Source organism: Acidovorax sp. (assembly GCF_022763525.1).
Taxonomy (GTDB): domain Bacteria; phylum Pseudomonadota; class Gammaproteobacteria; order Burkholderiales; family Burkholderiaceae_C; genus Acidovorax.
Genome location: NZ_JALEGG010000026.1, coordinates 1 through 19431, shown reverse-complemented (window position 1 = coordinate 19431; position 19431 = coordinate 1). Strand labels below are relative to the sequence as shown.

At 66.2% G+C, this 19431-nt stretch carries 18 protein-coding genes and 1 pseudogene; 15 read left to right on the top strand and 4 right to left on the bottom strand.

The genetic code is table 11. From position 1 onward, the window contains the following. Together MRY84_RS02150 and MRY84_RS02145 are read left to right on the top strand one after the other, a co-directional pair. A partial coding sequence (locus tag MRY84_RS02150; RefSeq protein ID WP_291504118.1) for a hypothetical protein occupies nt 1-190 on the top strand: 190 nt, incomplete at its 5' end. A gap of 13 nt (nt 191-203) precedes the next feature. Further along, complete coding sequence (locus MRY84_RS02145) at nt 204-1382, top strand: patatin-like phospholipase family protein (protein ID WP_291504117.1); 1179 nt, start codon at nt 204-206, stop codon at nt 1380-1382. 291 nt (nt 1383-1673) lie between these two features. Here MRY84_RS02145 and MRY84_RS02140 read toward each other — a convergent pair whose 3' ends face one another. Both MRY84_RS02140 and MRY84_RS02135 read right to left on the bottom strand, forming a co-directional pair. Further along, nucleotides 1674-4526: an EAL domain-containing protein gene (locus MRY84_RS02140; protein WP_291504116.1), complete on the bottom strand. Its 2853-nt coding sequence runs from the start codon at nt 4524-4526 to the stop codon at nt 1674-1676. 239 nt (nt 4527-4765) lie between these two features. Beyond that, complete coding sequence (locus MRY84_RS02135; RefSeq protein WP_291504115.1) at nt 4766-5902, bottom strand: iron-containing alcohol dehydrogenase; 1137 nt, start codon at nt 5900-5902, stop codon at nt 4766-4768. A gap of 100 nt (nt 5903-6002) precedes the next feature. Here MRY84_RS02135 and MRY84_RS02130 point away from each other — a divergent pair, with 100 nt between their 5' ends. From MRY84_RS02130 to MRY84_RS02120, 3 genes are all read left to right on the top strand, one after another. Then, entirely contained in the window at nt 6003-6872 is an 870-nt protein-coding gene (locus tag MRY84_RS02130; protein ID WP_291504114.1) for a fumarylacetoacetate hydrolase, read from the top strand. 126 nt (nt 6873-6998) lie between these two features. Then, on the top strand, nt 6999-7919 hold the full coding sequence (locus MRY84_RS02125; protein WP_291504120.1) for an alpha/beta hydrolase: 921 nt from the start codon (nt 6999-7001) through the stop codon (nt 7917-7919). A gap of 11 nt (nt 7920-7930) precedes the next feature. Beyond that, the gene (locus tag MRY84_RS02120) at nt 7931-8788 is read left to right on the top strand and encodes a YbgC/FadM family acyl-CoA thioesterase (RefSeq protein ID WP_291504113.1); all 858 of its coding nucleotides are present in this window, start codon (nt 7931-7933) and stop codon (nt 8786-8788) included. A 61-nt stretch (nt 8789-8849) separates the two neighbouring features. Here MRY84_RS02120 and MRY84_RS02115 read toward each other — a convergent pair whose 3' ends face one another. Next, entirely contained in the window at nt 8850-9758 is a 909-nt protein-coding gene (locus MRY84_RS02115; protein WP_291504112.1) for a folate-binding protein, read from the bottom strand. Nucleotides 9759-9767: 9 nt separating this feature from the next. On the opposite strand from MRY84_RS02115, the gene mltG reads away from it, so the two are divergent. The 6 genes from mltG to MRY84_RS02085 all read left to right on the top strand — a co-directional run bounded on the left by mltG (nt 9768) and on the right by MRY84_RS02085 (nt 14543). Then, nucleotides 9768-10790: an endolytic transglycosylase MltG gene (mltG, locus tag MRY84_RS02110; protein WP_291504111.1), complete on the top strand. Its 1023-nt coding sequence runs from the start codon at nt 9768-9770 to the stop codon at nt 10788-10790. Between the two features lie 58 nt (nt 10791-10848). Then, a complete protein-coding gene (tmk, locus tag MRY84_RS02105) occupies nt 10849-11526 on the top strand; it encodes a dTMP kinase (protein WP_291504110.1) in 678 nt (225 codons plus the stop codon). Further along, nucleotides 11523-12533 carry a DNA polymerase III subunit delta' gene (locus tag MRY84_RS02100; RefSeq protein WP_291504109.1) on the top strand — a complete coding sequence of 337 codons (1011 nt, stop codon included), beginning with the start codon at nt 11523-11525 and terminating at the stop codon, nt 12531-12533. Before tmk ends, MRY84_RS02100 begins: the two co-directional genes overlap by 4 nt. Nucleotides 12534-12549: 16 nt before the next feature. Next, complete coding sequence (locus MRY84_RS02095) at nt 12550-12909, top strand: PilZ domain-containing protein (RefSeq protein ID WP_291504108.1); 360 nt, start codon at nt 12550-12552, stop codon at nt 12907-12909. 156 nt (nt 12910-13065) lie between these two features. Beyond that, nucleotides 13066-13872, top strand: coding sequence for a TatD family hydrolase (locus tag MRY84_RS02090; protein ID WP_291504107.1), 807 nt, complete (start codon nt 13066-13068; stop codon nt 13870-13872). Further along, a complete protein-coding gene (locus tag MRY84_RS02085; RefSeq protein WP_291504106.1) occupies nt 13869-14543 on the top strand; it encodes an ankyrin repeat domain-containing protein in 675 nt (224 codons plus the stop codon). Before MRY84_RS02090 ends, MRY84_RS02085 begins: the two co-directional genes overlap by 4 nt. A 52-nt stretch (nt 14544-14595) precedes the next feature. On the opposite strand, the gene msbA is transcribed toward MRY84_RS02085, so the two are convergent. Next, nucleotides 14596-16404, bottom strand: a complete 1809-nt coding sequence (msbA, locus tag MRY84_RS02080) for a lipid A export permease/ATP-binding protein MsbA (protein ID WP_291504105.1) — start codon at nt 16402-16404, stop codon at nt 14596-14598. A 181-nt stretch (nt 16405-16585) separates the two neighbouring features. Here msbA and tolB point away from each other — a divergent pair, with 181 nt between their 5' ends. From tolB to MRY84_RS02060, 4 genes and pseudogenes are all read left to right on the top strand, one after another. Next, nucleotides 16586-17905, top strand: a complete 1320-nt coding sequence (gene tolB, locus MRY84_RS02075) for a Tol-Pal system beta propeller repeat protein TolB (RefSeq protein ID WP_291504104.1) — start codon at nt 16586-16588, stop codon at nt 17903-17905. A 44-nt stretch (nt 17906-17949) separates the two neighbouring features. Further along, nucleotides 17950-18489 carry a peptidoglycan-associated lipoprotein Pal gene (gene pal / locus MRY84_RS02070; RefSeq protein ID WP_291504119.1) on the top strand — a complete coding sequence of 180 codons (540 nt, stop codon included), beginning with the start codon at nt 17950-17952 and terminating at the stop codon, nt 18487-18489. Further along, nucleotides 18489-19280, top strand: a complete 792-nt coding sequence (gene ybgF, locus MRY84_RS02065; protein WP_291504103.1) for a tol-pal system protein YbgF — start codon at nt 18489-18491, stop codon at nt 19278-19280. Before pal ends, ybgF begins: the two co-directional genes overlap by 1 nt. Beyond that, a pseudogene (locus MRY84_RS02060) lies at nt 19280-19431 on the top strand (tRNA threonylcarbamoyladenosine dehydratase); the annotation flags it as partial. The gene ybgF and the pseudogene MRY84_RS02060, both read left to right, overlap by 1 nt.

Sequence of the window (19431 nt, the reverse complement as noted above, 5' to 3'; positions counted from 1 at the left end):
GCTATTGGCAAGCGCCGCAACTCCGCAGATCGCCCGGCAAGGCACTTGCCCGAAGGGTTGGAGTGAAATCGGGCGACAAGGCCGCCCCGGCTGCTTGCATGGGCACGAGCCCATGCGGCACATCCCAAGCATCCACTTCATCACGATGGCACTCCAACGCGGCCCCGCAAAGATCGTCAACACGTTCTAAGGCCTGTTCATCGATGAAAGCCCTGCGCATCCACGCCGGCCCCCGGGCCCTTCAACACCTGCAGCAACACGGCCTGCGGCCTGCCGATGTAGGCGTGATCCCGGCCGCGGCCGGCGGCCCCAAGGGGCTCATCCTGGGGCCGCTGGACCGTTTCATCTTCGGCGAATGGCTGGTGCAGTCGAGCCAGCCGGTGCACCTGGTGGGGGCGTCCATTGGCGCCTGGCGCATGGCTACCGCCTGCCTGGACGATCCCGTGGCGGCTTTCGAGCGGCTGGAGCACGACTACATCCACCAGCACTACGACCTGCCGCCTGGCAAGAAGCGGCCGACGGCGGCCCATGTGAGCGAGCGGTTCGGCCAGAGCCTGGCGGCCTTCTATGGCGGGCGCATCGGGGAAGTGCTGCACCACCCGCGTTTTCGCCTGCACATCGTGACGTCGCGCGGGCGGCACCTGCTGGGCCGCGAGCACCGTGTGGCCACGCCGCTGGGGTACCTGGGGGCCTTCTTGACGAACACGGTGCACCGCAAAGCCTTGGGGGCCTGGCTGGAGCGGGTGGTGTTCTCCTCGCCCGGTGCCGATGGCCTGCCCGCGTTGCCTTTTGGCACCCGCGACTACCGCACCCGGCAGGTGCTGCTGGACGAGCGGAACTTTATGCAGGCGCTGCAGGCCAGTTGCTCCATTCCCTTCGTGCTGCAGGCCGTGCACAACATTCCGGGCGCGCCGCGGGGCGCCTATTGGGACGGGGGCATCACCGACTACCACATGCACCTGGCCTATGGCGCGCTCCGTCAGGATGCTATGAATGTGATAGCTGCTAGCGCTTGTTGTACAAGCGCTACAGCCCAAAATGGCACGGAGGGGTCTGCATCGCTACCGCCATCGCCAGGCTTGGTGCTGTACCCCCACTTTCAGCACCGCGTGGTGCCGGGGTGGCTGGACAAGGGGCTCAAGTGGCGGCACCGCGCGACCCCCGCCCTGGACACCATGGTGGTCCTGTCGCCCGACCCGGACTGGGTGCGCACCCTGCCCAACGCCAAGCTGCCCGACCGCAATGACTTCACCCACTATGGCACCGACAGCGCAGCGCGCGCCAAGGCCTGGCAGGCGGCCACGCGCGCGAGCCAGCAGCTGGTGGACGAGTGGCAGCAGTGGCTGGCTCGGCCGGATGTGAGCCTGGTGCAGGCGCTTTAGAGCCTGTTCACGATCTCCCAGGGGTCGCGCAGCGGTCTTTGCGGGATCGTGTGCAAGGCGCGGTACGCAGCCAATAGCTCTGCTGTTGGCAAACGCCGCAACGCCGCATACCGCCCGTAAAGACCACTGCCCGAAGGGTTGGAGCGAAGTCGGGCTGATGAACTCGGAGCTTTGACGCCCGGGCTGCTTGCATGGGCATGAGCCCATGCGGCGCATCCGAAGCACCCACGTCCATCACGATGGCGCTCCAACGCGGCCCCTGCGAGATCGTAAACAGGTTCCTAACGCCGTTCACCCGCCCCGAAGCCCGCCGCGCAACGGGGAGGGGCCGGGGCCGCGCGCATCCTGCACCACCCGGGCAGCATGGCGGGCTGCATGCTTCCGCGCCCAGGCCAGCACCTCGTGCGACGGCATGGGGCGCGCAATGCCAAAACCTTGTGCGCGCTCGCAGCCCAGTTCCAGCAGCTTGGCGCACTGCTCGGCGGTTTCGACACCTTCGGCCACCACGTGCCGACCGAAGGCAGCGGCCAGCGCCACGATGGCGTTCACGAGCGTGAGGTCGTCGCCGTTCTCCAGCAGGCCGCCGATGAACGACTGGTCGATCTTGATCGTCTCGGCCGGCAGCCGCTTGAGGTACGACAGCGAGGAAAAGCCCGTACCGAAGTCATCCAGTGCAAAGCGCACCCCCAGCGCCTGGCAGCCTTGCATCATGTGGCGCATGTACTGCATGTCCTGCAGCGCTGCCGACTCCAGGATCTCCAGCTCCAGGCGGCTGGCGGCGACCTCGGGGCAGGTGTGCAGGATGTCCTTGAGCCGTTCGACGAAATTGGGGCGGTGAAAGTGCTGCGCAGAGATGTTCACGCTCACCTCCCACAGCATGCCGGCGCCGGTCCACTGCCGCATCTGCGCCAGCGCCTGGCGCAGCACCCATTCGCCCAGTTCCGCTTCCAGTTCCGCGTCCTCGATCACGGGCAGTACGTGCTGCGGTCCGAGCAGCCCCTGCTCGGGGTGCTGCCAGCGCAGCAAGGCTTCCAGCCCCAGGATTTCGCCTGTGCGCAGGTTGACCTTGGGCTGGTAGTGCAGCACCAGTTCCCCCGCGTGCAGCGCGCGGGCCACGCGCGTCTGGCGGGTGTGCTGGGTCTGCACGGCATGGTCCTGCTCCACGTCGAACACATGCATCTGGTTGCGGCCCTGGCTCTTGGCCTGGCACATGGCTTGGTCGGCGTGGCGCAGCAGGGTGTCGGGGTTGGCCTCGTCCTGCGGAAACACGGCCACCCCGATGCTGACGGTGGTGTGCAGCACGCGGTCGTCGATGGCATAGGGGGCGGCCAGCTGCTGCATCAGCGTGTCCACGCGCGCCTCGATCGCGGGCAGGTCGGCCAGCTCGCCAAGCAGCAGCACGAACTCGTCGCCCCCCATGCGCGCCACGGCGTCCTGGGGCGTCACGAAGGCGCCCAGGCGGCGGGCGGTTTCCTTGAGGAGCCGGTCACCCACGCGATGCCCGTGCGTGTCGTTCACCGCCTGGAAGTAGTCCAGGTCCAGCACGCACACGGCCAGCAGCAAACCCTTTTGCCGCGCAACGAAGATGGCGTGGGTGAGCCGTTCGGCCAGCGCGGCGCGGTTGTACAGGCCCGTGAGCGGGTCGTGCCTTGCGTGCCAGGAGATCTGGTGGCGCAGGTTGCGGGTTTCGGTCACGTCGCGGAACACGAGCACACAGCCCACGGCGGTGCCGTCGGCCTTGCGGATGGCCGAGGCGGTGTATTCAATGGCGTAGCGCTCGCCCGAGCGGTGGATCAGCACCTCCTGCGCGGCTTGCTGCAGCGCCCCAGGCACGGTCTCGCGCCACGATGCCGAGCCCGCGCTGCGGCTGGCGAGTTCCTCATACAGCCTGAACACATCGTCCAGCTGCCGTCCCACAGCCTGGTCGGCCGTGAACCCGGTCATGAGCTGGGCGGCCTCGTTGATGGTTTCGATGTTGCCGGCGAGGTCGGTGGAAATCACGCCATCCCCAATGGAGGCCAGCGTCACCTCGGCGCGTTCCTTCTCGGTGCGCAGCGCCTCCTGGGCCCGCTTGCGCTCGGTCACGTCGACCAGCGTTCCGATGGTGCCCGCCAGCGTGCCACGCGTGGTGGTAAAGGGCGCTTCGTAGTAGGCCATGTCGCGCGGCGGCTCGTGGTTGGCCGGAAAAATCCGGATCTCGTTGTTCTGCGCCTGAGCGATGCGGGTGGAGTTGCCGGGCGCCAGTTCAGGCGGATAGGCCGGAGAGGCTGGAGCGGTGCCCACGCTGGTGGCTGGATGAAAAAGCCGCTGCCACGCGCGATTGACTTCGATGTACGCACCGTTCGCGTCCCGAACAAAAACAGGCAGGGGCAGTGCGTCGATCAGCTGCCGGGTGAAGTGCAGTTGCTCGCTTTGCAACTGCTGCGTCTCGCGCAGCGAAAGGACCAGCGACTGGATCTTCCCGGCCATGTCATTGAAGGTGGTGGCCATGGCGCGGGACTCGAGCGTGCCGGTCACGGCCATGCGGGTGTCCAGGCGCCCGTGGCGGAAGGCGTCGGTGGCCTCGGCCAAGCGGCGCAGCATGCGCGCATTGGCCCGCAGGAGCAGCGTGAGCAGGAACAGGATGGTGAAGATGTTCAGCGCCGAGATGCGCAACTGCACCACCACGGTGTTCCACACCTGTCCCAGCAGCGGGGCGGCCTGCAGTGTCACGGTGAGGCGGCCTGTGGACCCATCGGCCACCGCCTGCCCGAACTGCTGGGCGGGTGGGGCAATATCCGCCCATGTGGCAAACCAGGGCGGCGCAGTGGCGGGGACGCTGGGCGCAACTGCATCCATGGCGGGGCGGTTGCCCACCTGCCAGGTCAGCGCCTGGATGCCCGGCCCCAGCCGCGCCAGAGCTTCCTGCAGACGGGCGGCCTGGCTTTCGGTGTCCTCGGCGGGCAATGACGACAGGGTGGGCAGCAGCGCGTCAGCCACCCTGCGCAGTTCTGCCGTTGCGTGGCGGCGCACCTCGGCGGTCTCCGTGGCCACCAGCAGGTGGTAGCGCACGCCCGTGACGAGGGCAATGATGAGGAGGATGGGGACGTAAAGCCGGGGATAGGTGCCGCGCAGGAGCCAAGTGCTGAGATTTCCGGTGCGCATCGGACGTGGCCCTCCCCCGAAATCCCGGGTAATGATTGTTAATTAATGTAGCCGGGCTGAAGTCTAGCGCGGGCCATGCAAATGCACATCAGGGTTGGCGCAATCGGGAGAGGGTCTATGCCGGCACACGGACACGGGCAGGCGAGGCTGCGGCGAGCTGCCTGTGGAGGAGCGGGGCCAGGGCCAGGGCTCTCGGCTCCCCGCAGAAGTCGTGCAGATCGCCCCGGTCATGCAGGTAGTCACATCGACTGGCGCAGGATTTCGCGGTACTCCTCGGGCGTGGCAACGCGCGGGTTGGTCTTGTGGCAGTGGTCCGTCAGGGCGCCCTGGATGATGCTGTCGAACAGGTCGGGTGTGACCCCCATCGCGGCGAGGCCTGTGGGCAGCCCCAAGCGGGCGTTCATGTCGCGAATCGCCTCGGGGATGTCGCTCGCCGAGGAAAGCCCCATGGCGTGGGCCATGCGTTCCAGGCGCTTTTCCTTTTGCACCGATTCGGCGCCCGCATTGAAGCGGATGACCGCTGGCAGGAACATGGCATTGAGCGTGCCATGGTGCAGGCGCGGGTTCACACCCCCCAGGCTGTGGCTGAGCGAGTGCACGGCGCCCAGGCCCTTCTGAAAGGCCATCGCGCCCTGCATGCTGGCACTCATCATGTGCAGGCGCGCATCGCGGTCGGTGCCGTTATTCGTGGCTTTTTCAATGTTCGCCCAGCCGCGCGTGAGGCCGTCCAGCGCTATGCCATCTGCGGGAGGGTTGAAAGCGGCGGACATGAAAGTTTCCATGCAGTGCGCAATCGCATCCATGCCCGTGGCGGCCGTGAGCATGGGAGGCAATCCGAGCGTGAGCTCGGGGTCGCAGATCGCCGCCTTGGGCACTAGGTGCCACGAGTGGAACCCCAGTTTGCGGTGGTCATCCACGATGATGATGGCGCCGCGCGCCACCTCGCTGCCCGTGCCGCTGGTGGTGGGAACGGCGATCAGTGGAGCGGCACGGTCGGTGATGCGCGGCGAGCCGCCTTCGATGGTGGCGTAGTGCGTGAGCGGCCCTTCGTGCGTTGCTGCGATCGCAATGCCCTTGGCGCAGTCGATGGCCGAGCCGCCGCCCACCGCAATGAGGCCATCGCAACCCTGGGCCCGGTACATCTCGACGGCCGCGCGCACGGCGGCCTCGGTGGGGTTCGACGGTGTCTGGTCAAACACCGCCACGGCCATGCCGGGCAGGGCGTTGAGCGCTTTTTGCAGCACGCCAGCGGCTTTCACGCCAGGGTCGGTCACGACCAGGGGTCGCGTGATGCCCACGCGCTCGCATTCCTGCTTCAGCAGCCCGATGGCGCCAAATTCGAACTGGATCTGTGTGACGTAGTAGATGAAAGCCATGGTGCAACAGGATGTGTGAATAAAAGCGCCAGCGATTACGATAGCCCGCCAGCTCTGAGGACAAGTTCTCGGCAGGCCACTTTATAAACAGGAGACCCGCATGAACACGAAGCAAACCCTGATGGCGGCGGCCTTGGCAGTCACCTGCGTGACTGGTGCGCAGGCCCAGTGCCTCACCGATGCGCAGGCGGCCGACATGGTGGCGAACTACCTCGCCAAGACCCCGGCAGCGAACCCCGAGAACCTCTCGGACGCCGATGGCGCTTGCACGCGCGGCAAGGTCAATGCCCTGCTGGCGCAACGCCTGGGCAAGGTGATCGGCTACAAGGCGGGCCTGACCAACCCCGCTGTGCAGAAGCGCTTCAACACCGACAAGCCCGTGTGGGGCAAGCTGTATGCAGGCATGGTTCTGGAAAACGGTGCCGCCGTGGACGCGGCCTTTGGCGCCCGCCCGCTGTACGAGGCCGACATGCTGGTGCGCGTGAAAAGCGCCGCGATCAACCACGCCAAGACGCCCATGGAGGTGCTGGAGGCTGTGGACCAGATCATTCCGTTTGTGGAACTGCCCGATCTGCTGGTGCAGGCGCCCCCCAAGCTCAACGGTGCGGGCGTCTCTGCCATCAACGTGGGCGCGCGCCTGGGCGTGGCGGGCGCACCCATTGCAGTGCCTGCGTACCGCGGCGAGCGCTTTGCCATGCTGAAGTCGCTGGCCGACATGAACGTGTCGCTGACCGACAGCACAGGTGCGCGCCTGGGCGGCGGCAAGGGCAGCGACATCCTGGAGCATCCGCTCAACGCGGTGGTGTGGCTTGCCGGTGCCCTGGCGCAGGAAGGTCTGGCCATGCAGCCGGGCGACCTGATCAGCCTGGGCTCGTTCTCGCCCCTGCTGCCGCCCAAGTCCGGTTTGTCGGTGACGGCCACTTACGATGGCCTGCCAGGCGCGACGCCCGTGCGTGTGACCTTCAAGTAGACGGACCCAGCCTGCCCGCAGGGCGCGCGCCGCTGCACCTTGTGGCCGCGCCCCTGTTTTCCTGTTGCCGAGAGACCCCGACCGTTGACCGACCTGCACATCCACCATACCCGCCTGACTCCCCAGATGCGCAGCGTGCTCGAACGCATGGCGCGCGCCGGACACCCTCCGCTGCACACCCGGTCACCCGAGGATGCACGCAGGGCCTACCAGGCGGGAGCCGATGTGCTGGAAGTGCCCAAGGCGGCGCTGGCGCGGGTGGAGGACCTGCACATCCCCGCGCGCGACGGCCATGCGCTGCCCGCGCGGCTGTATGCACCCAGCACGGACGCGGGCCTGCCCGTGCTGATGTATCTGCATGGCGGTGGCTTCACCATCGGCAACCTTGCCACGCACGACATCCTGTGCCGCGAACTGGCGCGCCTGGCCGGCTGCATGGTGGTGTCGCTGGACTACCGGCTCGCGCCGGAGCACCGCTTCCCCACTGCCCACAACGACGCGTGGGATGCGCTGCAGTGGTTGGCGCGGCAGGGGCAGACCTTGGGCGCGGACCCCGCACGCCTGGCCGTGGGCGGCGACAGCGCGGGAGGCACGCTGGCGGCAGCGAGCGCCATCCTGGCGCGCGACGCCGGGTTGCCGCTGGCGCTGCAGCTTCTCATCTATCCGGGGTGCGCCCCCCACCAGGACACGCCATCGCACGCCACCTTCGCGCGGGGCCTGGTGCTGGAAGAGCCTGCCATCAGCTGGTTCTTTGGCAACTATGTGCAAAGCCGCGCCGAGCGCGAGGACTGGCGTTTTGCGCCGCTGCTGGCCCCCGACGTGGAGGGAGTGGCGCCTGCCTGGGTCGGGTTGGCCGAGTGTGATCCCTTGGTGGACGAGGGGATTGAATACGCTGACAAGCTGCGGCTGGCCGGCGTGCCGGTGGACCTCGATATCTACCGTGGGGTGACCCATGAATTCATCAAGATGGGCCGCGCAATTCCTGAGGCGCGCAAGGCCCATGCCGACGCCGCCCGTGCTCTGCGCCGGGCATTTGAACTGGAGTGAGGATCACCACCATGCAACGCAGTGACTTCCGTTGTTTCCACCGCCTGCGCGTGCGCTGGGCCGAGGTGGACATGCAAAAAATCGTGTTCAACGCCCACTACCTCATGTACATCGACACGGCCATGAGCGACTACTGGCGCGCCTTGGCCTTGCCGTATGAGGCCAGCATGGAGACCCTGGGCGGCGAGATGTACGTGAAAAAGGCGACGGTCGAATACCACGCTTCGGCGCGGCTCGATGACACGCTGGACGTGGGTCTGCGCTGCACGCGCATCGGCAACTCGTCCTGCCTGTTCACGGCGGGCATTTTTTGCGGCGACCGGCTGCTGATCTCTGCGGAGCTGGTCTATGTGTTCGCCGACCCGGCTACGCAGACCTCGCGCCCGGTGCCGCCCACGCTGCGGGCCATCTTTGACGGCTTTGAAGCCGGGGCCGACATGGCCGAGGTGCGCACCGGCGACTGGAACACGCTGGGCCGCGATGCGGGCCGTGTGCGCACGGCCGTGTTCGTTCATGAGCAAGGCATTCCGGCTGAGATCGAAGCCGACGTGCAGGACGTATCGGCCCGGCACGCCGTGCTCTACAACCGGCTGGGCATGCCTATCGCCGCGGGCCGCCTCCTGCAGCCGCAACCCGGCGTTGGCCGCATCGGCCGCATGGCCGTGGACCGCTCGGTGCGCGGCGCTCAATGGGGCCGCCATTTGCTGGATGCGCTGGTCGCCGCCGCGCGCGCCCGCGGGGACGCCGAGGTGCACCTGCACGCACAGCGCAGCGCCGAAGGTTTCTACCGCCGTGCCGGGTTCACAGTGCTGGGCGAGCCGTGGGAAGAGGCGGGCATCGCCCACATCGCGATGGTGCAGAAGCTCTGAGCTCTGCTATCGATAAATGAGCTGCTGGCGCTTGTGGGATAAGCGTCAGGGCCTGTTTTGATCAAATATCCTCTAGCAGGGGATAGGGCAGGGGGAGCAAGGCCAGCGCCGCGCCGTTGTCCGCCCCCACCTGCAGGCTGCCTTCCTGCGTTGCGCTGATCTGCAGCGACACGATGGTGTCAAAGCCGCCGCCCGGTGCAGCAGCCACCTGCACCACCGTGCCGCAAGGCTGCTCCAGATCGGTAGTGTTGAACACCTCGGCGCCCACGGCCACTTCGGCCGCAGCGTGGGCAATGTAGGCGCGGCGCTTGAGCGTGCCGCGGAACTGGCTGCGCGCCACCACCTCCTGGCCGGGGTAGCAGCCTTTCTTGAAATTCACGCCGCCCACCGATTCGTAGTTGAGCATTTGCGGCACGAAAGCTTCGACCACCGGCGTCGTGAGGGTTGCCACGCCGCTCTTCACTTCACTCCATTGCCACAGTGCGGCATCCAGCGCAGGGCCTGCGGGAGCGGGTTCGGAGGCGGGAGCTACCCACAACGCGCGGGGCTGGCCATCGGCGGGATACAGATGGACGATCGATGCGGCGCCAAGATCCGTCTTCGTCCATGCCGGCTGGCTGCCGCCGGGGACGGCTTCTCCGGCCAGGCCGAACAGGGCGAAGTCATGGGTTGCGTCGGTCAACTTGGCTTTGGCGCGCAATACGAACATCGACAGGCGCTTGAGCGTGGGGGGCAGCAGGTCGCGGCTGCAGACCAACAGCACCTCGGCGGCGCCGCGCTTGAAACCAATGAAGCTCGCCTGCATGCGGCCCTTGGCAGAGAGAAAGGCTGCAAGGCGGGCCTGGTCCATGCCGAGCAGGGCGAAATCCTGGGTGAGCTGGCCATGCAGAAACTTGGCGGCGTCGTCGCCTTCCACGCGAATCACGCCCAGGTGGGAGAGGGGGGCAATGCCGTTCAGGGAGTAAGTCATCGCTGAATTATGATGCCCTGTTTCATACACACAGACGGCAGGGTTGTGCGACGTTTACTGGCTTTGATCGCGTTGGTTTTGATCGCTGCGGGCGGTGCGGTGTTCTGGTGGCTGCACCAGCCGCTGGTGACTGGCGGCGAGCCTTTGGAACTGGCCATCGAGCCTGGCACGACCCCGCGCGGCATCGCCCGCGATGTGGTGGCTGCCGGCGCACGCGTGGACGCCCGCATGCTCTACGCCTGGTTCCGCTTCTCAGGGCAGGACCGCGCCATCAAGGCCGGCAACTATGAGATTCCCCCCGGCACCACGCCGCGCGGCCTGTTGCAGAAGCTGGTGCGGGGCGAGGAATCGCTGCGCGCACTCACGCTGGTGGAGGGCTGGAACTGGCGCCAGGTGCGCCAGGCGCTGGCCAAGGAAGACCAGCTCAAGAACGAAACGGCCAGCCTCAGCGACGAGGCGCTGATGGCCCAGCTGGGCCGCCCGGGCGTGCACCCGGAAGGGCGGTTCTTTCCGGATACCTACGCCTATGCCAAGGACTCCAGCGACATTGCGCTGCTGCGCCGTGCGATGCACGCCATGGACCGCCGCCTGGAGGCCGCCTGGGCCCAGCGGGCCGCCGACACGCCTCTCAAGTCTGCCGATGAGGCGCTGGTTCTTGCGAGCATCGTCGAGAAGGAAACAGGCCGCGCGAGCGACCGCGGCCAGATCGCGGGCGTGTTCGTGAACCGGCTGCGCGCAGGCATGCTGCTGCAGACGGACCCGACGGTCATCTATGGGCTGGGCGACAAGTTCGACGGCAACCTGCGCAAACGCGACCTGCTGGCCGATACCCCGTGGAACACCTACACCCGCGCGGGTCTGCCGCCCACGCCGATCGCCATGCCCGGCAAGGCCGCCTTGCTGGCCGCCGTGCAGCCCGAAGCCACGCGCGCCCTGTACTTCGTGGCCAAGGGCGATGGCTCCAGCCACTTCAGCGCGTCGCTGGAGGAACACAACCGCGCGGTCAACCGTTTTCAGCGCGGGCAGCAATAGATCCCTGCGGCCACGGCGGTGCGTTGTCGGCGGCTTCACGATTCAAACCAAGGTTTTCATGTCACGAACCGGACTGTTCATCACCTTCGAAGGCATTGACGGCGCGGGGAAGTCTTCGCACATCGAAGGCCTGGCGGCTGCCTTTCGGGCGCAGGGGCGCGCCGTCACGGTCAGCCGCGAGCCCGGCGGCACCCCGCTGGCCGAGAAACTGCGCGAGATGGTGCTGAACGACCCCATGGACGCGCTCACCGAGTCGCTGCTGATCTTTGCGGCGCGCCGCGACCATCTGCGCAACGTGATCGAGCCAGCCTTGGCACGTGGCGATGTGGTGCTTTGTGACCGCTTCACCGATGCCACCTTTGCGTACCAGGGGGCGGGGCGGGGCTTCGATCTCGGGGTGCTATCAACATTGGAGCGGCTTGCGCAGACAGGGCTTGCGCCAGAGGCCAATTTGATGCGCGAACCCGATCTGACCGTATGGTTTGATCTGGCACCGGAAGTGGCCGCCGAGCGCTTGGCTGGAGCGCGCGTTCCTGATCGTTTCGAAGCCCAGCCGGTGGAGTTCTTCCGCCGCGTGGCCCAGGGCTATGCCGACCGTGCGGCAGCGGCGCCGCAGCGCTTCGCCCGCCTGGACGCCGCGCAGGATCGCCACCGGGTCTGGCAGCAGCTCATCAGCGTCTTTGTACGCAAGGGTTGGCTGGCCATCATGGTCGCGCCGCAGGGAGGGCCGCAATGAGCGATTCGGCCGGGACACTCGCGCCGTGGCTTGCCGCGCAACGCACGAGCTTGCTGGCGCAGCGCGGCCATGCGTGGCTGCTGCAGGGGCCCTCCGGGCTGGGCCAGTACCAGCTGGGCCTGGAACTGGTCCGTGCATGGCTGTGTGAAACCCCCGGTGCCTCAGGCGCCTGTGGCCAGTGCAGCAGTTGCCATGCCATCGACGTGCGCACCCATGCCGACCTCTGCGTGCTCATGCCCGAGGTACAGATGATGGCGCTGGGCTGGCCCCTGTCTGAGAAGGCACAGGCCGACATCGACGACAAGAAGCGCAAGCCCAGCCGCGAGATCCGCGTGGAGGCCATGCGTGACGCGGTGGAGTTTTCGCAGCGCACGTCTGCGCGAGGCCGGGGCAAGGCCGTGCTGGTGTATCCCGCCGAGCAGATGAACCACGTCACGGCCAATGCCCTGCTCAAGACCCTGGAGGAGCCGCCCGGCGACGTGCGCTTCGTGCTGGCCAGCGAGGCCGCACACCAGTTGCTCCCCACCATCCGCAGCCGATGCCTTGGGCACACCATGGTCTGGCCCGCGCAAGAGCAGATGTTGCAATGGATGCAGGCGCAGGGGCTGGCCGCCGAGGCGGCGTCTGCGTTCCTGCGTGCGGCTGGCGGACGGCCCGACGATGCCCTGGCGCTGGCCCGGTCTGGGCGCAGCCCGCAAGCCTGGGCTGCGCTGCCGCAGGCCGTGGCCCGGGGCGACGTGACAGCGCTGGGCGACTGGTCCCCGGCCCAAGCCATCGACGCGCTGCAAAAGCTCTGCCACGACCTCCTGGCCGCCAGCGTGGGCGCGGCACCGCGCTACTTCGCACCCGCCGACCTGCCCAAGGTGGCGCCTTCGGTGGGCGCGCTGACGCGCTGGTCGCGTGCCCTCGTCAAGGAAGCCCGCACGGCCGACCACCCCTTCAATGCCGGCCTCATGCTGGAGGCGCTTGTCGCCCAGGCGCGAAACGCCCTACACTCCAAACACTGAGCCGAACCGTCCATCCATGAGCAGTCCATCCACCGCGCCCCGTCCCAGCGTCATGCAGCTGGCCATCAAGGAAAAGGCGGCCCTCTATGCCGCCTACATTCCTTTTTTCTCGGAAGGGGGCATTTTTGTGCCCACCCAGCGGGATTACAAGCTGGGCGACGACGTGTATGTGTTGTTGACCCTGCCCGATGACACCCAGCGTTACCCGGTGGCGGGCCGCGTGGCGTGGGTCACGCCCGCACGGGCTGCAGGCAATCGCACCCAGGGCGTGGGCATCCAGTTCCCGAAGGACGAAAAATCCCGCCAGCTCAAGCTCAAGATCGAGGAACTGCTCGGCACGGCCTTGGGGTCGGACCGCCCCACCCAGACCATCTGAACCGGCTGCTGCCTGGTGCCGACCCGCCTTGGCGTGTCGGCTTTTTTTGTTGGCGGGCTGCCCGCCGCAGGCGGATGGCGTATCTTTGGCGCTGATCGATGGTGGCCGCCGTCGCGCTGCTGGCGGGGCTCCTCTATCCGACTTTTTTGAAACCGCATGTTCACCGACTCGCACTGCCATCTCAACTTTCCGGAGCTGGTGAGCCAGCTCCCCGCCATCCGAGAGGCCATGGCGCAGGCCCAGGTTACCCGCGCCCTGTGCATCTGCACCACGCTCGAAGAATTCGAGGGGGTGCACGCACTGGCCATGGCCCACGACAATTTCTGGAGCACGGTAGGCGTGCACCCCGACAACGAAGGCATTGCCGAGCCCACGGTGGAAGACCTGCTGGCCCGTGCCGCCTTGCCCCGCGTGGTGGCCATTGGTGAAACAGGCCTCGACTACTACGGCATGGAAGACCGCAAGGGCGGGCGCAGCATCGCCGACCTGGAGTGGCAGCGCGACCGGTTCCGCAACCACATCCGCGCCGCCCGCGCGTGTGGCAAGCCCCTGGTCATCCACACGCGCAGCGCTTCCGACGACACGCTCGCCATCCTGAGGGAAGAGGGCGAGAACGGCGAGGGCAACCAGGCGGGCGGCGTGTTCCATTGCTTCACCGAATCGATGCAGGTGGCACGGGCAGCGCTGGACCTGGGCTACTACATCTCGTTCTCGGGCATCGTGACCTTCAAGAGCGCCCAGGAGCTGCGGGACGTGGTCGCCTATGTGCCGCTGGAGCGCACCTTGATCGAGACGGACAGCCCTTACCTGGCACCCGTGCCCTATCGCGGCAAGACCAACAACCCTTCGTATGTGCCCTTCGTGGCCCGCCAGGTCGCACAAACCAAGGGGCTTTCTGTGGAAGAAGTCGCCGCTGCCACCAGCCGCAATTTCGACACGCTGTTCAAGGAGGTGACCGCATGAGGTTCCATCGTCGCCATGTGCTGGCCAGTCTGGTGCTGGGCGCGGCTGCGCCTGCCCTCTGGGCGGGGGCCTACGAGGATTTCTTTGTGGCCATTCTGCGCGACGATGCAGACGCCATCACGGCCTTGCTGCGCCGGGGGTTCGACCCGGATACGCGGGATCCGAAGGGGCAGGTTGGCCTCACGATTGCCTTGCAGAACGGGTCTGACAAAGCATTTGCCGCATTGCTCGCTGCTCCGAAGATCAATGTGGACGCACGCAATGCAGAGGATGAGAGCCCCCTGATGATGGCCGCCCTCAAGGGCAAGCTCGACGCCGTGCGAGCCTTGCTGGCACGCGACGCCGACGTGAACAAGACGGGCTGGACCCCGCTGCACTATGCCGCCTCCGCAGGTTCGTCCCAGCATTTGGCCATCATCGCCTTGCTGCTGGAGAACCATGCCTACATTGATGCCACCTCGCCCAATGGCACCACGCCCCTCATGATGGCCGCGCAATACGGCTCTACCGAGGCTGTGCAGCTTCTGCTGGACGAAGGCGCCGATCCCACGCTCAGGAACATGCTGAAGCTCACGGCCGCCGACTTTGCCTTGCGCGTTAGCCGCACCGAATCTGCGGAAAAAATCGCCGCTGCCATCCGCAAGCGCCAGCCCAATCGCGGCCGTTGGTAGGCGTGGGCAAGGGCGGCGGGGCCGCCCGCGCTGACTTTGAACACGCTCTTGTTCAGAGCAGTGCGCCTGCCTCGCCAGACGCGGGCCGCGATTGCAGGCGCGCATACAGCCCGCCCGCCTCCATCAGCTGGGCGTGGGTGCCCTGCTCGGCAATGCGGCCTCGCTCCATCACGACAACGCGGTCGGCGTGTTCGATGGTGGAGAGACGGTGCGCGATGACCAGCGTGGTGCGCCCTTGCATCAGGCGCTGCAGTGCATCCTGCACCAGCCGCTCGGATTCAGTGTCCAGTGCCGACGTGGCCTCGTCCAGGATGAGGATCGGGGCATCCTTGTACAAGGCCCTTGCAATCGCGAGCCGCTGTCGCTGTCCTCCGGAAAGCTGCGTCGCGTTATGCCCCACCACGGTGTGGATGCCGCGCGGAAGCGCAGCGACATGTTCGGCCAGATTGGCTGCGGCCAGGCACGCCTGCACGCGGGCCTCATCCACCGCCCCTCCCAGCGCGACGTTGGCGGCAATGGTGTCGTTGAACATCACCACGTCCTGGCTCACCATGGCAAATTGCGAACGCAGGGAGCCGAGCTCCCATGCGGGCAGCGGTTCCCCATCAAGCAGGATGTCGCCCGAAGCCGGCATCACAAACCGAGGCAGCAGGTTGACCAGCGTGGTCTTGCCCGCGCCGGACGGGCCCACAAGGGCCACGATTTCGCCAGGCGCCACGCGAAGGCTGACCTGGTCCAGTGCAGGTGCGTGGTCTGCGCCGAACGACACGGTCACCGCCCTGAGTTCCAAGGCCCCATCGGCGCGGTCCTTGCAGAACTGGCCACCCGTCTCCGCGCCGGTGTCGCCCAGCAGGGCCAGGCCGCGCTCCAACGCGGCCACCCCGCGCGTGACCGGACTGGCGACATCCGCCAGGCGCCGAATGGGCGCAATGAGCATCAGCATCGCCGTGATGAACGCCACGAAGCCGCCGACCGTGACATCCTTTGCATCCACTGTGCCGCGGCTTTGCCACAGGGCAATACAGATCACCACGGAAAGCGCCGCCGCCGCCAGCAGCTGGGTCAGCGGCGTCATGGCGGCCGACGCAATGGTGGACTTGATGGCCAGGCGCCGGAGGCTGTGGCTCAGGGCAGCAAACCGCGCAGCCTGACCTGTTTGGGCTCCATGCAGCCGAACCATGCGGTGCGCCAGCACGTTTTCTTCGACCACGTAAGCGAGCTCATCCGTGGCTTTCTGGCTGCTCTTGGTGAGGTGATAGAGGCGCCGGGACAGCGTTTTCATGATCCAGGCCACACCGGGCACGACCACCGCCACGATCAGGGTCAGTTGCCAATTGAGGTACAACAGGTAGACCAACAGGGCCACCAGCGTGAAGCCATCGCGTGAGATCCCGAGGAGAGCCTGCACCAGCAAGGTTGCGCCGGTCTGCACTTCATACACCACGGTGTTGGACAGCGCGCTGGCCGACTGGCGCGAGAACAGCCCCATCTCGGCGCCCAGCACGCGGTCAAACAATGACTGGCGCAATGTGAGCATGCCTTCATTGGCAATGCGGGCCAACGCATACTGCCCCACGAACTGGGCTACGCCGCGCACGAAGAACACGCCCAGGATGGCCAACGGCACCATCCACAGCTGCAGGGTTCCCTGGGTGAAACCACGGTCCAGGAGAGGCTGCAGAAGCGCTGGAATGAGCGGCTCTGTCACGGCGCCGACCAGCGTCGCGATCACGGCCAGGGTCCAAGCTGCGCGCTGGTTGCCGAAGTAGACGGAAAGCCGCCGCAACCGGGTAATGAGACTCGCTGCTGCAGGAGCAGGGGTGGAATCGGGCGCGGTGCCCGCGGAATCGTTGGCTTGCATGTGGCCGCGATTTTAAGGTCGCGTGCCAAGGGTGGGCGGCGCCGCGGCCAAGCAGTCCCGGCTTGTAGGCAAAAGCCGCCGTACGCCGTAGGGCACTGCACAGATTGTCACAGGGGCGCCTCTGCTGTGTGTAACATCCGGGTTTGCCCTTCGGCACTTGTTCGGCTACCGCTGGCTGCCAATGACCACAGATCGAATCTCTACTCCCTCCTCCTCTGCGGCTTTGCCGCACCCCCTGCGCCGTCATATGTTGGCGGCGCTGATTTCGACCCCCGCATTGCCAGCCCTCGCGCAGTTTCGCGTCGAGGTCACCGGAGTGGGCCTCACGCAGTTGCCCATCGCCATCGCTCCGTTCCGCGGCGAAGCACAGGCACCCCAGAAAATCTCCGCCATCGTCCAGGCCGATCTCGAACGCAGCGGCCAGTTCCGAGCTGTGGATGCCTCGGGAACCGCACTGGACGAAACCACGCGCCCTGATGTAGCGCTGTGGCGGCAAAAGAGCGCGGACTCGCTGGCCACTGGCAGCATCGCTCGCCTGGCAGATGGCCGTTTTGATGTGCGCTTTCGGTTGTGGGACGTCGTCAAGGGGCAAGACCTGGGCGGACAGAGCTTTGTGGTGACACAAGGTGATTTGCGCTTGGTGGCGCACCGGATCGCCGATTTCATCTACGAAAAGCTCACGGGCGAGCGGGGTATCTTCTCGACCCGAATTGCCTACGTGACCAAGACAGGCCCCCGCTACAGCCTTTGGGTTGCTGACGCTGACGGCGAGAACGCCCAGTCTGCACTGTCGAGTCCCGAGCCCATCATTTCGCCCGCATGGTCGCCCAACGGCGGGCAACTGGCTTATGTGTCCTTCGAATCGCGCAAGCCCGTCGTGTACGTGCACGACGTCGCCTCGGGCCGCAGGCGGTTGATCGCGAACTTCCGCGGGTCCAACAGCGCGCCGGCATGGGCGCCGGACGGCCGCTCGCTGGCGGTGACCTTGAGCCGGGATGGCGGCTCGCAGCTCTACACCATCGACGCCAATGGCGGCGAGCCGCGCCGCCTGATGCAAAGCGCCGGCATCGATACGGAACCGGTTTTTTCGGGCGACGGCCGCAGCATCTATTTCGTGAGCGACCGGGGTGGAGCTCCTCAGATTTACCGCGTGTCCGCCAGCGGCGGAAACGCCGAACGCGTGACGTTCACGGGTAGCTACAACATTTCGCCGAGCATCAGCCCGGATGGGCGCTGGCTGGCCTACATCTCCCGGGTGGGAGGCGCGTTCAAATTGCACGTCATGGACCTTTCGTCGGGCACGGTGAACGCCATCACCGATACCGCAGGCGATGAGAATCCCAGCTTTGCACCCAACAGCCGCCTCATCGTGTACGCAACGCAGCAGCAGGGCCGCGAAGCCCTGATGACGACCACGCTCGACGGCAAGATCAAGGCGCGGCTTGCGGGCCAGGCGGGCGATATTCGCGAACCCGACTGGGGCCCGTTCCAGAAGCAGTGAACTTTTCAATCCTTTCAGTTATCAAGTTTTCAGGAGAATTTCGGATGATCAAACGTTTTACCCTTGCCCTCACCGTTGCCGCCCTTGTTGCTGGATGCAGCTCCGGCGTGAAGCTCGACGATGTACCCGTCGAAGACAAGAACGCTACATCCACCATGGGTACCAATGGTGGCGCCAACTCTGGCAATACTTCTCAAAGCGGCGTGGCGGGCGTGGATCTTGGCCAATCGGCGCGTGATGCGGCTGGCCCCGTGGGCGTGAGCCGTGTCGTGTATTTCGACTATGACAGCTACGTCATCAAGCCCGAGTTCCAGTCGTTGATCGAAGCGCACGCCCGTTTCATCAAGGCAGGAAATGGTCGCAAAGTCATGATTGAAGGTCACACCGATGACCGCGGCGGCCGCGAGTACAACCTGGCGCTGGGCCAAAAGCGTGCAGAGGCCGTGCGCCGTTCGCTGGCGTTGCTGGGTGTGCAGGACAGCCAGATGGAAGCGGTGAGTTTTGGCAAGGAAAAGCCCGCTGCCCAAGGCAACACTGAAGACGTGCACGCGCAAAACCGTCGGGCAGAACTGTCTTACCGCTGATGCGCCCGTTTGCATTGTCTTATCCGCGCAAGGCGCTGGCTGCAGCATTGCTATCGGCAGCCTTCGCGCCCATGAGCCATGCCGCCCTTTTCGAGGATGCCGAAGCCCGCAGGGCTATCCTCGAGATGCGCCAGCGGGTTGATGGCTTGCAGATGGCTCAACAAAGATCGGCAGAAGAACTGCGCAGGATGGGCGAAGAAAATGGCCAGCTGCGCAGGAGCCTGTTGGAATTGCAGGGGCAGATTGATGCGCTGCGCACGGAGCAGTCCAAGCTCCGTGGACAAAATGAACAACTGCTGCGCGACGCAGCGGAGCTGCAAAAGCGCCAGAAGGACATTGCGCAGGGTGTCGAAGATCGTCTCAAGCAGTTCGAGCCGGTTAAGGTGAGTCTGGATGGCCAGGAGTTCCAGGCGGATCCTGCCGAAAAGAAGGACTTTGAAGCCGCCCTGGCGGTATTTCGCTCGGGGAAGTTTTCCGAGGCCAGCACGGCCTTCGCTGGCTTCGTGCGACAGTATCCGCGCAGCGGTTTTGTTCCGTCGGCGCGCTTTTGGCTCGGCAATGCGCAGTACGCCAATCGTGACTACAAGGAAGCGATCGGCAACTTCAAGCTCATGCTGTCCGAAGCGCCCGGGCACGCGCGGGCGCCTGAGGCCGCGCTGTCCATCGCCAACTGCCAGATTGAGCTCAAAGACGCACGCGCAGCGCGCAAGACCCTGGAAGACCTGCTGCGCGCATATCCCCAGTCTGAAGCTGCCGTCGCTGCCAAAGAGCGTCTTTCCCGTCTGAAATGATGGGCGCCGAAGTGTCGTCCCGGGACCTGCCCGTGGCAGAGGACCTGGAGGACTCTGCCGAGCGTCGCTTCGGCGGGTTGCAGCGCCTGTATGGCGTCGAGGGCGCGGCGCGCATTCGCGGCGCCCATGTGGCCGTGATTGGCATCGGAGG

Excerpts from the sequence above, each read along its gene's own strand:
- MRY84_RS02145 (WP_291504117.1), top strand. The coding sequence starts at position 204 with ATGAAAGCCCTGCGCATCCACGCCGGCCCCCGGGCCCTTCAACACCTG.
- MRY84_RS02140 (WP_291504116.1), bottom strand. The coding sequence starts at position 4,526 with ATGCGCACCGGAAATCTCAGCACTTGGCTCCTGCGCGGCACCTATCCC.
- MRY84_RS02135 (WP_291504115.1), bottom strand. The coding sequence starts at position 5,902 with ATGGCTTTCATCTACTACGTCACACAGATCCAGTTCGAATTTGGCGCC.
- MRY84_RS02130 (WP_291504114.1), top strand. The coding sequence starts at position 6,003 with ATGAACACGAAGCAAACCCTGATGGCGGCGGCCTTGGCAGTCACCTGC.
- MRY84_RS02125 (WP_291504120.1), top strand. The coding sequence starts at position 6,999 with ATGCGCAGCGTGCTCGAACGCATGGCGCGCGCCGGACACCCTCCGCTG.
- MRY84_RS02120 (WP_291504113.1), top strand. The coding sequence starts at position 7,931 with ATGCAACGCAGTGACTTCCGTTGTTTCCACCGCCTGCGCGTGCGCTGG.
- MRY84_RS02115 (WP_291504112.1), bottom strand. The coding sequence starts at position 9,758 with ATGACTTACTCCCTGAACGGCATTGCCCCCCTCTCCCACCTGGGCGTG.
- mltG (WP_291504111.1), top strand. The coding sequence starts at position 9,768 with ATGATGCCCTGTTTCATACACACAGACGGCAGGGTTGTGCGACGTTTA.
- tmk (WP_291504110.1), top strand. The coding sequence starts at position 10,849 with ATGTCACGAACCGGACTGTTCATCACCTTCGAAGGCATTGACGGCGCG.
- MRY84_RS02100 (WP_291504109.1), top strand. The coding sequence starts at position 11,523 with ATGAGCGATTCGGCCGGGACACTCGCGCCGTGGCTTGCCGCGCAACGC.
- MRY84_RS02095 (WP_291504108.1), top strand. The coding sequence starts at position 12,550 with ATGAGCAGTCCATCCACCGCGCCCCGTCCCAGCGTCATGCAGCTGGCC.
- MRY84_RS02090 (WP_291504107.1), top strand. The coding sequence starts at position 13,066 with ATGTTCACCGACTCGCACTGCCATCTCAACTTTCCGGAGCTGGTGAGC.
- MRY84_RS02085 (WP_291504106.1), top strand. The coding sequence starts at position 13,869 with ATGAGGTTCCATCGTCGCCATGTGCTGGCCAGTCTGGTGCTGGGCGCG.
- msbA (WP_291504105.1), bottom strand. The coding sequence starts at position 16,404 with ATGCAAGCCAACGATTCCGCGGGCACCGCGCCCGATTCCACCCCTGCT.
- tolB (WP_291504104.1), top strand. The coding sequence starts at position 16,586 with ATGACCACAGATCGAATCTCTACTCCCTCCTCCTCTGCGGCTTTGCCG.
- pal (WP_291504119.1), top strand. The coding sequence starts at position 17,950 with ATGATCAAACGTTTTACCCTTGCCCTCACCGTTGCCGCCCTTGTTGCT.
- ybgF (WP_291504103.1), top strand. The coding sequence starts at position 18,489 with ATGCGCCCGTTTGCATTGTCTTATCCGCGCAAGGCGCTGGCTGCAGCA.